The 13,131-nt window shown below is 48.5% G+C and carries 16 protein-coding genes; 13 read left to right on the top strand and 3 right to left on the bottom strand.

Features of this window, described 5'->3' with window-relative positions; translation table 11 throughout:
* Positions 1-6: 6 nt before the first annotated feature.
* The 3 genes from AC3WTJ_RS30880 to srtB are packed head-to-tail and all read left to right on the top strand — an operon-like array spanning position 7 to position 2,525.
* Positions 7-990: a FecCD family ABC transporter permease gene (locus AC3WTJ_RS30880; RefSeq protein ID WP_492524954.1), complete on the top strand. Its 984-nt coding sequence runs from the start codon at positions 7-9 to the stop codon at positions 988-990.
* Positions 980-1,750 carry an ABC transporter ATP-binding protein gene (locus AC3WTJ_RS30875; protein WP_492524953.1) on the top strand — a complete coding sequence of 257 codons (771 nt, stop codon included), beginning with the start codon at positions 980-982 and terminating at the stop codon, positions 1,748-1,750. The genes AC3WTJ_RS30880 and AC3WTJ_RS30875 overlap by 11 nt, the downstream gene beginning before the upstream one ends.
* Positions 1,751-1,784: 34 nt before the next feature.
* Positions 1,785-2,525 carry a class B sortase gene (gene srtB, locus AC3WTJ_RS30870; protein ID WP_492524952.1) on the top strand — a complete coding sequence of 247 codons (741 nt, stop codon included), beginning with the start codon at positions 1,785-1,787 and terminating at the stop codon, positions 2,523-2,525.
* Positions 2,526-2,578: 53 nt separating this feature from the next.
* On the opposite strand, the gene AC3WTJ_RS30865 is transcribed toward srtB, so the two are convergent.
* A complete protein-coding gene (locus AC3WTJ_RS30865) occupies positions 2,579-2,992 on the bottom strand; it encodes a hypothetical protein (RefSeq protein WP_492524951.1) in 414 nt (137 codons plus the stop codon).
* A 36-nt stretch (positions 2,993-3,028) separates the two neighbouring features.
* Complete coding sequence (locus AC3WTJ_RS30860; protein WP_492524950.1) at positions 3,029-3,445, bottom strand: YtxH domain-containing protein; 417 nt, start codon at positions 3,443-3,445, stop codon at positions 3,029-3,031.
* Positions 3,446-3,671: 226 nt separating this feature from the next.
* Here AC3WTJ_RS30860 and AC3WTJ_RS30855 point away from each other — a divergent pair, with 226 nt between their 5' ends.
* The 6 genes from AC3WTJ_RS30855 to rsbW (AC3WTJ_RS30830) all read left to right on the top strand — a co-directional run bounded on the left by AC3WTJ_RS30855 (position 3,672) and on the right by rsbW (AC3WTJ_RS30830) (position 10,052).
* The gene (locus AC3WTJ_RS30855; protein ID WP_492524949.1) at positions 3,672-4,811 is read left to right on the top strand and encodes a PP2C family protein-serine/threonine phosphatase; all 1,140 of its coding nucleotides are present in this window, start codon (positions 3,672-3,674) and stop codon (positions 4,809-4,811) included.
* 138 nt (positions 4,812-4,949) lie between these two features.
* Positions 4,950-6,851, top strand: coding sequence for a 1,4-alpha-glucan branching protein GlgB (gene glgB / locus AC3WTJ_RS30850; protein ID WP_492524948.1), 1,902 nt, complete (start codon positions 4,950-4,952; stop codon positions 6,849-6,851).
* Between the two features lie 4 nt (positions 6,852-6,855).
* Positions 6,856-8,052 carry a glucose-1-phosphate adenylyltransferase gene (locus AC3WTJ_RS30845; protein WP_492524947.1) on the top strand — a complete coding sequence of 399 codons (1,197 nt, stop codon included), beginning with the start codon at positions 6,856-6,858 and terminating at the stop codon, positions 8,050-8,052.
* Positions 8,053-8,072: 20 nt separating this feature from the next.
* Positions 8,073-9,167, top strand: a complete 1,095-nt coding sequence (gene glgD, locus AC3WTJ_RS30840; RefSeq protein ID WP_492524946.1) for a glucose-1-phosphate adenylyltransferase subunit GlgD — start codon at positions 8,073-8,075, stop codon at positions 9,165-9,167.
* Between the two features lie 139 nt (positions 9,168-9,306).
* Positions 9,307-9,639 (top strand): STAS domain-containing protein, encoded by a 333-nt coding sequence (locus tag AC3WTJ_RS30835; RefSeq protein WP_326062291.1) that lies wholly within the window; start codon positions 9,307-9,309, stop codon positions 9,637-9,639.
* Positions 9,636-10,052: an anti-sigma B factor RsbW gene (rsbW, locus tag AC3WTJ_RS30830; RefSeq protein WP_492524945.1), complete on the top strand. Its 417-nt coding sequence runs from the start codon at positions 9,636-9,638 to the stop codon at positions 10,050-10,052. The genes AC3WTJ_RS30835 and rsbW (AC3WTJ_RS30830) overlap by 4 nt, the downstream gene beginning before the upstream one ends.
* A 372-nt stretch (positions 10,053-10,424) precedes the next feature.
* Here the strand turns inward: rsbW (AC3WTJ_RS30830) and AC3WTJ_RS30825 are convergent, their stop codons facing one another.
* Positions 10,425-10,883 carry a Dps family protein gene (locus AC3WTJ_RS30825; RefSeq protein ID WP_492524944.1) on the bottom strand — a complete coding sequence of 153 codons (459 nt, stop codon included), beginning with the start codon at positions 10,881-10,883 and terminating at the stop codon, positions 10,425-10,427.
* Between the two features lie 186 nt (positions 10,884-11,069).
* Between AC3WTJ_RS30825 and AC3WTJ_RS30820 the strand changes: the two genes are divergently transcribed.
* From AC3WTJ_RS30820 to AC3WTJ_RS30805, 4 genes are read left to right on the top strand one after another with little or no spacing between them, the layout of a single operon-like run.
* Complete coding sequence (locus AC3WTJ_RS30820) at positions 11,070-11,525, top strand: DUF948 domain-containing protein (protein ID WP_326062288.1); 456 nt, start codon at positions 11,070-11,072, stop codon at positions 11,523-11,525.
* A 15-nt stretch (positions 11,526-11,540) separates the two neighbouring features.
* Positions 11,541-11,909 (top strand): STAS domain-containing protein, encoded by a 369-nt coding sequence (locus AC3WTJ_RS30815; protein ID WP_492524943.1) that lies wholly within the window; start codon positions 11,541-11,543, stop codon positions 11,907-11,909.
* Positions 11,906-12,364, top strand: a complete 459-nt coding sequence (gene rsbW, locus AC3WTJ_RS30810; RefSeq protein WP_407870306.1) for an anti-sigma B factor RsbW — start codon at positions 11,906-11,908, stop codon at positions 12,362-12,364. Before AC3WTJ_RS30815 ends, rsbW (AC3WTJ_RS30810) begins: the two co-directional genes overlap by 4 nt.
* On the top strand, positions 12,361-13,128 hold the full coding sequence (locus AC3WTJ_RS30805) for a sigma-70 family RNA polymerase sigma factor (protein WP_157323541.1): 768 nt from the start codon (positions 12,361-12,363) through the stop codon (positions 13,126-13,128). The genes rsbW (AC3WTJ_RS30810) and AC3WTJ_RS30805 overlap by 4 nt, the downstream gene beginning before the upstream one ends.
* The last annotated feature ends 3 nt before the right edge of the window (positions 13,129-13,131 follow it).

The following is a 13,131-nucleotide window of genomic DNA, read 5'->3' as shown; positions in this document are numbered from 1 at the left end:
GAATACATGAATAAAATTGGATGGAGCTTGGTTGTCGTTGTCCTCCTGCTCGTCATCGTAACGTTAGTGTCCATAACCACAGGAAGCATTAAGATCGGCAGTCTTGAATTTATACAAGGCCTTTTCACGGGGACCAACAAGAAAGTAGAGATTATTAAGGATTTGCGCTTACCGCGAATTATAGTAGCTCTATTCGTTGGAGCAACACTAGCCGTTTCCGGTGTTCTGCTGCAAGCTGTTATGAGAAACCCTTTGGCTGACGCCGGGGTGATCGGCATTTCCTCGGGAGCGGGCGTCGTTTCGCTGCTGTTCGTTACGCTGTTTCCGCAGCTGTTTTACTGGCTGCCGATGTTCGCCTTTTTTGGAGGGGCGCTGGCGTGTTTCCTGGTCTATTCCTTTTCCTGGAATTCCGGTCTGAGTCCGATCCGTATTATCTTGGTAGGTCTCGCCATTAACGCTACTTTTACAGGATTGGGACAGTCGTTTAATTATCGAGGAAGCTACGCGGTCACCAGCATTAATCAGGCAGTCACCTCGATTTTTACGATGAAAACATGGAATGACGTCCAAGTGATGCTTATCTATGGGACAATCGGTTTAGTGGTAGCCTTCTTGTTATATTCTTGGTGCAATATGCTGTCGCTTCAGGATAAATCGGCCCAAAACTTGGGGTTAAGAGTAACTCGGGCACGTCTGCTTATCTCTGTAGTGGCCGTAATGCTCGCTGCGGTAGCGACCGCAATTGGCGGAATGATCGCTTTTGTCGGCTTGCTGGTTCCTCACATCGCTCGTCTGCTGGTAGGTTCGGATCATAAGATTTTGATTCCTTTCTCGGCTTTGGGCGGAGCGCTGTTAATCTTATCTGCCGATACGCTGGGGCGCACGGTGCTTGCACCTTCCGAAATTCCCGCCTCGATTATCATGGCTGTAATCGGCGGGCCGTTTCTAATCTTCATGCTGAGAAAGAGTGATCAGATTCGTGGAAATTAACAATATCTCTTTTTCCTATGATAAAAAGAACGATCAATTGACATCCGTAACGAGCGAAATCGTTATGGGTAAAATTACGACCATCATTGGCCCCAATGGCTGTGGGAAGTCAACGCTTCTTGGTGTGATGTCGAACAATTATACCCCTCATATCGGTCAGGTTGTTCTCGATGGCAAAGAGCTAAACATGTATAGAACAAAGGATTTGGCCAAAAAGCTGGCTGTTGTCCACCAGAGCAATGAGGCTCCTTCCGATTTAACCGTTGAAAAGTTAACGAGCTTTGGGCGGTTGCCTCATAGAACCTTATTCGCTCAGGAGAGAAAGGAAGATGAAGAAGCGATTGAGTGGGCGCTGACCTGCACGAATCTGCAAGACAAACGCAGCAAGACCCTGCAGCAATTGTCGGGTGGGGAAAGGCAGCGTGTCTGGATTGCTATGGCGATTGCTCAGCGTACTTCCATTTTATTTCTGGATGAACCTACGACGTTCCTGGATATGTATTATCAGATCGAAATTTTGGAGTTAATCAAGAAGTTAAATGTCGATCACGGATTGACAATTGTTATGGTCCTGCACGATATGAATCAGGCCATTCGATATAGCGACCGGCTCATCGTCATGAAGAACGGGCAATTGTTTATGGAAGGCGCTCCGCATGACATTATGACGGAGTCGATGATCAAATCAGTTTATGGAGTTGACGTCATCGTAAAACATGATCAAGATACGGGTTTATACATGGTGCCGGTCGGGATTTAGGAAGTTAAGCAAAAAAGGTTTGTGGTCTAACCTTGTGACGCTTCTCTGTTTAGTTGTTTTTATTGGTTCCGCCTTTAAGCTAGCTAACTATGGGTTAGTTAACTCGGAGAATAGCAAAGTGATGAATGAGGCGCGTGAACTGTATAAGTCTGGAAGCTGGCCTTTGGCTCAGCTTGCGCTGACGTCTGGACAGGATACGAAGCCGAAGCCATCCAAATTCGATCGCTTGCTTGAGAAGAATCCGGATACGATTGGTTGGCTGCAAATCAGTAATACCCAAATTGATTATCCTGTCGTGCAAGCTTCTGATAACGATTACTATTTGAGCAGAAACTACGAGCGGGAACCCATGGAAGCCGGAAGTATATTTATGGATTTCCGGAACGATGCGAGCGGGGACGAACGCCATACCATTATTTATGGCCACCGGATGAAGAACGGTTCCATGTTCGGGGATTTGAAAAAATATTTGGACCCGGCATTTTTTCAATCCCACCGGACGTTTTTTTACGAAAGCTTATATCAATCCTATCGGGTGGACATTTTTGCGGTTTACTATACGACGACTGAATTCAACTATATTCAAACCGATTTTGCCGATGACGTGGAATATGCATCATTCCTGCATACGATTCAGAACCGCTCGATCTATGAGACTAATGAAGCGTTAACAGCAAGGGACTCCATTCTTACGCTTTCAACTTGCGACTACACGCTGATTTCCAAAGAGGGAAGATTAGTCATACACGGGAAGCTCACTCCATTGACGGAATGATGTGTGAACGCAAAAAAAGGTTGAACAGGAAGCTACTCCTGTCCAACCTTTTTTTATTGAATCGGGTCCGGGATCAGATTCTTCTCGATCAGCTCGCTGTTGGTCTTCATGTGCTTCATTTCATTGCCGAGTTTCTTGATCTCGTCCAAATCTTGCGCCATGGAGCTGTTGTTGGCTTCCTCCAAGGTTTTACCGGAGGGGCCGTTGCACAGCCGTTCTAATTCGATCAGTTTGTCCAGCGCGATCCGGCGGACCTCCAGCGGAACAAATCTATTGTCCGGAAAGCCTGCCTCATGGAAGTGCACGGTGGTATTCCCATGCTCGGAGGTGAGCGTCGTCAAGGTAAGCGGATAGGAGGCAGCTGTAGCCTCACTATAGATATTATATTGATAGACGGCCTTTTCCTTATATTCCACACGTTCTAAACCGAAATCGGTTAGTTGTCGATGCAGCATGTTTTTATCCATTTCAAACCACTCCTTTCAAGATGGTGGCGTACTCTTTTAATGCCGATTACTCGAGTACTCCGGTTTAGCCGACTGCAAAGGCTCGGCAATCTCCTGCACCTTGGCACTAGCCTTCTCGCCAATGTCTTTCGCCTTCTCACTAGCTTTTTCACCAAACGCTTGCACCTTATCGCTCGCCATTTCGGCTAAGTCCTGCGTTTTATCGCTCAGTTTTTCAGCCATCTCTTCCGTTTTATCACCGGTTTTGGCGGCCATTTCCTTTGCTTTTTGCCCTAGGGCTGCGGCGAATTCGTTTGTTTTATCGGATAAGTTTCGATATGTCGTTGTGAGGTTGTCTCGCAGTTCTGCTCCCTTTTTCGGGGCTAATAACAATGAGGCTACAGCGCCTATCGCACCACCGATTACCAGGCCTAACAATAGTCCGCTTCTGTTTGTTTCGACAGTTTCACTCATGAGTCATCTCTCCTTCAATTGGGGTTTAGTGGGTCATGCCTTATACTAGGTTGTAACCCTATTTTCTTGTTTTGAAACAGGAGGAGGTCATTTATAAATTCGGCTGTCCGTTTACAATGATTGAAATTTTTGCAGGCGGGTAGTACATAGAGAAGCTCTTTGTTTTTGAACTATGGTAAACTAGATGAGGGTTCCAGTTAACTTTTACCCGAAAGGGGTTATGGCGATGAGCATTGTCATTGTGGACGATAACGCAACAAATTTACTAATTATTGAAAAAATATTGCTTAAAGCGGGATACACGGATCTCCAAATGGTGTCCTCGGCGAAAGAGCTGTATCAGTTATTAGATATGCATGCCCCCAGTCCGGCGGAGGTGCCGGTAGATCTCATCTTAATGGATATGATGATGCCGGAGATCGATGGCGTAGAGGCCTGCCGCACGATTCAAGCGAATGAGAGGCTGCGGGATATTCCCATTATTTTCGTGACGGCGATGGGGGATTCGAATAAGCTTGCTGAGGCTTTGGATGCAGGGGCGCTTGATTATGTGATGAAGCCGATTAATAAGGTGGAGCTGCTCGCCCGAATCCGTGCGACGCTCCGTTTGAAATATGAGAAGGATTGGCACAAAGAGCGGGATAAGCGGATTAAATATGAGCTGGATTTGGCGAAACAGGTACAGCGCAGCGTGCTCAGCAACCCCATAGAGGAGGAAAATATCCGAATCTCTGCCGTCTATAAGCCATCGTCGGAATTGGCGGGGGACTTCTACGCGTGGTATCCGATCGGACCGAATCGGTATGGCGTTATTTTGCTGGATATGATGGGGCACGGTATTTCGTCTTCCCTGGTGTGTATGTATATTTACTCGGCTTTGAAGGATACGATCACGCATATTTGCGATCCGGAGGGTGTGATGCGCGAGCTGAATGGCAGGATGAATCAGCTGCATCAATCGGACAGCTTGATCAATTATTATTTTACGGCGATCTACTTGGTGCTGGATACGGAGAAACAAACGATTGAGTATGTGAATGCAGGGCACCCGGCAGGCATTGCGGAGTTGGATGGCGAGGTGAAGCTGTTGACGGAAGGCTGCTGCGCCATTGGTTTTTTTGAGGAAATTGAAGTAACCAAAGGCGTAATTCGTTATGAGCAAGTGGCGCGTATTGTCTTATTTACAGACGGTCTATCGGAATGGCTGGATGATGAGGAACAGGACGGTATCACGAAAATACGGCAAGGCCTGCAGTCTTCTGGCAGCACACATGATCCAGAGGAGCTGGTGGAGCAGATTTATCCGCATGACAAAAGCGAGGCTCCGCAGGACGATATGTGCCTGGTCATGATTAGCGTTTCGTAATTGGTACTTATTACTAACAAATGGATACATGCACGAGTTTGTCCCAAAAATTGGGCGGCTTGTGCATTTTTTGTTTCAATAGGCGCTAACGGGGGTAATAAAAGGTATGAAGTTAATCAATGGCGGGGAGGAAAATGGATGACAACGATGACATCGTCACCGGGTTCAGACGCTCTATATTTGTTGCATGAGGGTACGCAGTACCAAAGTTATCGGTTTCTGGGCTCTCACTTGGAGGAAAAAGATGCTGTGAAGGGCGTCCAGTTTGCCGTGTGGGCACCAAATGCCAAGCAAGTGAACGTATCGGGCAACTTCAATGGTTGGGATGGCCGGAATCATGGCATGACGTTGTCAGACGGCGTGTGGACGCTCTTTATCCCCGAATTGAAGGAAGGTACCTTATACAAATATGAAATCATTACTTCAGAGGATGATTGTTATTTGAAGTCAGACCCTTATGCGTTTTCTTCTGAGCTTAGACCCGGAACCGCTTCCATCGTTACTTCCTTGGAAGGTTATGATTGGCAGGATGGAGCTTGGCTTGCAGGGAAGACGTCCCACCAATTTCTACAGCAGCCGCTTCTGGTTTATGAAGTGCATCTGGGCAGCTGGAAGCGTAAGGAAGATGGCGGTTTCTACAGCTATGGGGAATTAGCCGACGAGTTAGTCGATTATGTCGTAGCCCATGGCTTTACGCACATCGAGCTTATGCCGCTTATGGAGCATCCGCTGGATAAATCCTGGGGCTATCAGATAACGGGGTATTACTCAGTGACGAGCCGCTTCGGAACGCCGCAGGAGTTCATGTATCTGGTTGATCGCTGCCATCAGAAGGGGATCGGCGTCATTATGGATTGGGTGCCGGCGCATTTCTGCAAAGACGGTCACGGATTAGCCCGATTCGACGGAAAACCGCTGTACGAATACGCCGACAGCCGTAAAGCTGAGCATCCGACATGGGGGACCTACATTTTTGATTATGGGAAACCCGAAGTGCATAGCTTTTTAATTTCCAATGCTTTGTTCTGGATGGATGTTTATCATATTGACGGCTTGCGTGTCGACGCGGTTTACAGCATGTTGACGCTTAATTTCGACAGGTCGGAAGGTGACTGCATCACGAATAACGAGGGTGGCGAGGAAAATTTGGAAGGCATCGCTTTTCTCCAAAAGCTGAATGCCGTCATCTTCGCCAGATACCCGAACGCCTTGATGATGGCGGAGGATTCCAGTTCATACCCGGGAGTAACCAAACCGGTTGAACAGGGAGGACTGGGTTTTAATTATAAATGGCATTTAGGCTTTACGTGGAACACACTCGACTATATGAAAAAGAATCAGGAGCAGCGCAGCGGGCTGGAGCCGCAGTTGACGAGATCGCTGCAGCAGGCTTGGGATGAGAATTACATTCTCCCTTATGCGCATGACGAGATGGCTAATCCGGATAAGTCTCTCCTGGGTAAAATGTCGGGAAACGACAATTGGCAGCGATTTGCCAATCTGCGCGTACTGTACGCCTATCTGATCGGGCATCCCGGCAAAAAGCTCCTGTTCATGGGCAGTGAATTCGGCCAGGAACAGGATTGGGACTCGGAAGCGGCACTCGCGTGGGACGTGCTGCAGGATCGTGAACATCAACAGTTCCAACATTTTGTGAAGACATTGAATCATTTTTATATATCGGAGAAGGCTCTGTGGGAGCGGGATTATGCACCTGAGGGGTTTGAAGGGATTGATTTTGAGGATACGGCGGATGGTCTGGTGTTATTTGGCCGGAAAGGGGAGGAGAAGGAAGATCTCCTCATGGTTTGCAATTTCAAGCCCGAAACACACGAAGGTTACCGTATTGGAGTGAAAGAGCTTGCGCAATATCAAGAAGTATTTAACAGTGATCGCCCAGAATTCGGTGGATCGGGTGTGATGAATGAGTCTGCACAGACTGCGGAAGAGTGGTCGTGTCAGAATCAACCTTATAGCATTCAAGTAACGATACCGCCACTGGCGGCTGTCATTTTCAAAAAAAACCAAACGGAAGGATGAGCTGATGATGAAAAAGCAGGAATGTGTAGCTATGCTGTTGGCTGGCGGAGAAGGGAGCAGGCTTCGTCCGTTAACGAGGTATATGGCGAAACCGGCGGTTCATTTTGGAGCGAAATACCGGATGATTGACTTTGCTTTGAGCAATTGCCGCAATTCAGGAATTGGTACGATTGGCGTACTGACGCAGTATAAACCGGCCGTTTTGCATGCGCACATTGGAACCGGGGATGTTTGGCAGGTGGAAGGTGCTGGCAGTGGCGGTAGCGGCATCTCCCTGCTGGAACGGCAGGCCGGAGCACCTAATGCATATAAAGGAACTGCAGATGCCGTCTATCAAAACCTGGCTTATCTGGAGGAGCATAACCCGAGTTATGTGCTGATCCTCTCCGGCGATCATATTTATAACATGGATTATAGGACGATGCTGGAACATCATCAGGCAACCGGCGCGGATGCCACGATTTCGGTTATGCCGGTGAAATGGGAGGAAACCAGCCGGTTCGGGATTGTTAGCGCAGATGAGCAGCATCGGATTACCGCATTTGCGGAAAAGCCGTTCAAACCGGCCAGCAACTTAGCCTCCATGGGGATTTACATATTCAACTGGGAGTTCCTGAAGTCCTGTTTGGAGCAGGATGCGGATCATCCGGCATCGAGCCATGATTTTGGCCATGACATTATTCCCGGGCTGTTGGCTGCGGGTGCGCATGTATCCGCTTATCCGTTTGAAGGATACTGGAAGGATGTCGGCACGATAGAAAGCCTATGGGAATCCCACATGGATTTACTTGGTTATGATCCGAGGCTGCAGATGGATCAGGAGGCATGGCCTGTACTGACAGCCCGTCGGAACTTCTCCAGAAGCCAAGTGGCGCTTGACGCACGGGTTAATAACGCCGAAATGGGGGATGGCGTCTCTGTTTACGGCAATGTCAGCCACTCGGTTTTATTCGATGGTGTGACAGTCGGCAAGCATAGCCGGGTGCTGAACAGCGTCATTATGCCCGGCGTTCAGATCGGGGAGCATGCTCTTATCCTTAACGCGATTATCGGGGAAGGGTCGATTATCAAAGACGGCGCTATTGTAGGCAAGCCAGGAAATCCGGGCATTACCGTCGTCGGCGAGAAATCCGTGATTGGACGTCATTACCCGGCCTCTATACCTGCTCCATTGACCGGTACGCGGCTGAATTTCGTGTAAGCCCAAAGGAGGAATGCCTTATGGAAAATGTTCTTGGCTTCATTAATCTCATGAATGAACAAAGCGAGTTATCCACACTTACCCGTGACCGGTGCGTGGGGGCGGTGCCTTTTGCCGGCCGGTACAGGTTAGCGGATTTTGCGCTTTCCAATATGAGCAATGCCGGCATTCAAGAGGTGGTGGTGCTAGCTGCTCCGAAGGCGGAGTCGCTGCTTCAGCATATCGGAAACGGTCGGCACTATGGGTTAGAGGCGCTGCACACCCTATCCGCCCAGCATGACGATGAGCTTCAGTTGGATTACCCTCTGGATTACTTGAAATCCAGAGCGGAGAAGTATGTTTTGCTTGCACCCAGCCGTATTATTTATCATTCCCATTATGATCAGATGATGGATTACCATCACAATAGTGGAGCGGACATTACGGTACTCTTCAAACATTTGACGGAGATGGACCGCCATGCGCATATTGGACATGCTTACAGCTTAAATATAAATGATCAAGGCCGGGTTGTTGGCGCCGCTCCCACCTACCATGCGCTGCCAAGCCTCTCTCCGCAAAATATTGATCTGGATACGATGGTTCTGGAGCGCAAGCTGCTGATTGATCTCATTGAGATGAGCTTGAAGCCCGGAAAATCCATGGATCTGAAACAGGCTGTATGGGAGCAACTGGATCATCTTCATGTACAAGGTTATGCCAATCATGGCTATATGGCGATTATGGATTCCATCGACAGTTATTATGCGCACAGTATGCAACTGCTGCAGCCGCATGGATGGAGGCAGTTCATGGAACATCATGAGTCTGTGTATACGCGAAAAGAGGACGAGACTGCTATCGCCTGTCATCAGCAAGCTTTGATCCGCAATGCGTTCGTTGCGCCCGGCTGCCGAATAGAGGGTTATGTGGAGAACAGCATCTTGTTCCCCGGGGTTGCTGTTCATGCGGGAGCGCACGTCAAAAATAGCGTGATCATGCAGGATTGCATGATCCAGGCAGGCGCCTATTTGGACCGGGTTATTTTGGACAAACAAGTCATGGTGGAGCAGGGAGCGGTCATTTGCGGCGAGTACGCCCATCCATTCGTAGCGGAGAAGAGCGGAGTGTTGTAAGCGGAGGCTGGCCGGATTGGCCGGCTTCGTTGCATGTCCGGAAAGTCCGGGCAGATCAGGCTTTTGGCTGTAAACCTTGTGTAAAGGCTAGGCACTTGTTACACTTGAAAGAGCAAATCACATAGAAGGAGTGTGGCTCATGTCCGTAGAAAAGTTCCAAGTTGATCAAGAAGAATTGGAAACATCTATACTGCTTCATATCCGCGGTGAACTCGATTTGGCAGCAGCTTTAACGTTCCGCCATGCGCTCGAAGCGGTTGTTCATAGAACCGATAAGGCGTTAATTCTAGACGTAAGTAAGTTAACATACATCGATAGCACGGGGATCGGTATTGTGGTCTCTGCTTTGAAAATACGCGATGAGTTGAAAGCGCCGTTTGCCGTACGCCATATTCCATCCGGTATTAAAAGGCTGTTTGACCTTACAGGCATTTCCGGATTTCTTAATGAAGGGATCGAAGGAACCGCATGAACGTCGTTCGTCTGCACATACCCGCAGCAGCGGAGTACCTGGACCTCGTCAGGCTTAGTCTCTACGGGGTTGCCTCTAAGCTGGGGTTTTCCTATGAGGATATCGAGGATATGAAAGTAGCGGTTTCGGAAGCCTGCAACAATGCAGTGCTTCATGGGGAGACGTCGGCCATGCTGGGGCAAATCCAAATCAGCTTTGAGCTTGGTGAAGGCAAATTGATTGTGAAAGTGAAAGATGACGGTCCTGGCTTTGATTACCAAAGTCAGCAAGAGCAGTCGGAACCTCCGGATGGCCGGACACTTGGCGAACTGCAGTCTGGAGGCCTTGGCATGTATCTCATGCAAGCGCTGATGGACGAGGTGACGGTGAGCACCGAGCAAGGGACGGAAGTCACGCTCGTTAAATATGTATAAAAAAGGGCTATCTCTAAGGTCAAGTATGACCTATGGAGATAGCCCTTTTTCTGGTTAAGGGAACTATGATCCTCTATTCTCACGAAAATCGATGCTTCGATCAGGGAGTGGGAACTACGGTCCTCTATTTTAGCCCTGCAAACTCAAATGTGAGCTTTTTGGAGCAAATAGCGCCCTGTAGTTCCGTCTGGACCCGAAAGCAGCTGATTTTGCTAGAATAAGGGCCTGTGGTTCCCCTTGAATCAGCCCACAGCCCGCCTCGGCCGAGCCCAACTCGACCCGCAGCCGAGCCTAGCCCGGTCAACTCAAGGCCCGATCCGCCCCGGCCGAGCCCGCCCCGACCAAGCCCGGGCTAATTCCGCCCATAGCCGCTTAGCGGCCAAGGAAAGATTCCAGCATCCAGCTGTGCTTCTCAAGCGAAGCACGAATCCCGATCAGCATGTCAGCCGTCGGCTGATCCTTGCTTTCTTCGGCAAGCGCGATCCCCTCGGTCATCTCCGAGCAGATGAGGGTGAAGTCGCTTGCCAACTGCTTCACCATCTCCGCTGCGGAAGCCCCCTTGTTAGCTTCTTTAATAGAAGCAAGCTCCAGATGCTCCTGCAGGGTAGCCGTTGGCACGGCGCGCAACGATAGCATTCGCTCGGCGATAACGTCCAGATGCAGCGCGGCCTCCGTGTACAACTCTTCGAATTTCAGATGCAACGTGAAGAAATTTTCTCCTTTTACATACCAGTGATAGTTATGCAGTTTCATATATAGAATTGAGAAGTTCGCTACTTGCTTGTCCAACGTGTCGGTAATGGCATTTTCCTTCAATGCGGTTTTCACCATGTGAAATTCCTCCATTCAATTAATAGGATTGTTTCCTTGTTTCTATCTTGTCTTTACCCGGGAGATTCTCTTTTGAAACATGCCATTGAAACATCTGGAAATTCATGGAGGGCTGTTTCATTTCTCGGCGATGCGGGTAACGATAAGTAATCAAGCAAACTAATCAAGCGAACAGGGGTGATTGACATGTTGGTCGAACTTAGCGCAGTCCTTGCTGCCATAGCTTTCGTATTCCTTGTCTTCTATTTGATTCAAACCTTGAAATCACTGAAGCTGTCTCTGGATCAGATCACTCTGACGATGGGGCAAATGAAGGACGAAGTCACACAGATTTCTTCCGAAGTACAGGACGTTATTCTCAATACCAATGAGATGGCTATAGATGTTCGTGCGAAGCTGGCAAAGTTGAATCATCTGTTCAGCTCCGTGAACGACGTTGGTCAAGTCGTCCACGAACTTACATCTTCTATGAAGCAATCAGCCACAGGTTTCATCGACGCGGTGAAACAAACGCGATTGCCGAAAGATACGCCGTCATTAAGCCGCAGATGGCAAACGATTTTGCAGGGAGCGGCGGTTTCGGTCGAGATGTGGAAAAAGTTTAAATCCAAAAAGACGCCTCATATGGGCAGCATGAAATAGGAAGGAGCTATCTTTGTGAACATACGTAAATTTACGGTTTATAAGCAATCGAATGGGGAAGAAAATATTATATACTTAAGCGGGGAACTTGATTTGTCAGCAGCCTCCGAGCTTGCGGCCGTCCTGGATTCTGTCGTTTCCCAAGGCGATCAGCAATTAACTTTAGACTTGAAAGAGCTGCGTTATATTGACAGCACGGGGATCGGTTTAATTGTCTCGGTGCTCAAAGTAAGAGCTGCGATGGGCGCATCCTTCCGTATTCAGCATATTCCCGCGAGAATTCAGCGTTTATTTGAAATCACAGGCGTTGCTCGCTACTTGGTGGACGGAGAATTGCAAATTCATAATCAAGGCAGAGCAGAAAGGAAAGAAGAAATCATATGAACCCATACATCGGCCTTACGATCCCGGCACAGGCGGAATACCTGGATATTGTCCGACTTACCTTATACGGTGTAGCCTCGAAAGCGGGCTTCTCATTTGAAGATATTGAAGATATGAAGGTAGCTGTAGCAGAAGCCTGCAATAATGCCATTCTGCATGCTTATGAGCAGGGGCAGCCTGGAACCATTGAGATTCAGTACGAGCAGCAGGACGGATTTTTGCAGATTAGCGTTAAGGATGAAGGGAACAGCTTTCATTATGTGCAAGCCGAATCCGATACGGTTGCGCTGCATCATAAATCTATTAGTGAAGCGGCGGTGGGAGGGTTAGGATTATTCCTCATGCAGGCTTTAATGGACGATGTGCAGGTGTTGACGGAAAGCGGCAAAGGCACTCAGGTTGTTTTGAAGAAGCAGCTAACAGGGCAGATGAATAGAAAAGAGGAAATGGTATGAATGTGAATGCATCATCCAATAAGCCTCTCTATGACATGTATGTGAAAATGAAAATTTATAAAGAGACGGCTTGCCAAGAGACGGCTACGGCACTGCTGCTGCACTATGAACCTATCGTTCGTATGGCAGTCGGCAAGATGTCACGGAGCCGTCCTGATCTATATGAAGATCTGTATCAGGTCGGGCAGATGTCTTTGCTGCGGCTGTTCACCCAGTACGATAGTACATTAGATACTCCTTTTGAAGCCTATGCGATGAAAAGCTTGATCGGTCACTTGAAGAACTATTTGCGTGACAAGTCATGGTACATACAGGTTCCGCGACGAATTAAGGAGAAGGGAGCCCTCGTTCAGAGAGCCCTGGATGAGCTCACCGTCAAGCTCGAACGTTCGCCGAATATCGATGAAATGGCGGCTTATTTGGAGCTAAGCGCGGAAGAGACCATCGAAATATTGGCAGGCCGAGACTATTATCATTACACTTCGCTGGATACGCCGCTGAACAGTGAAGGGGACAGTGCGACGATTGGCGATATGATTGCCGGGTCAACCGACGAATATCAATCCCTGGAGAGACGTATGGACTTGGAAGAAGCGATGACCTGCTTGAAAGAGGAAGAAAGGAAAGTCATTCATCTTATTTATCAGGAAGGGCTCTCACAGCGTCAAATTGCGGATCAGCTAGGGATATCCCAGATGAGTGTTTCCCGTATTCAGAAGCGGGCAATACTTAAATTGAAGGCAGTTCTTACACCCAATCCTTAGAGG

The organism is Paenibacillus sp. FW101-FHT12H11, from assembly GCF_058790355.1.
Note: the sequence above shows the minus strand (reverse complement) of the source record. Positions and strands in the feature narration are given on the sequence as shown.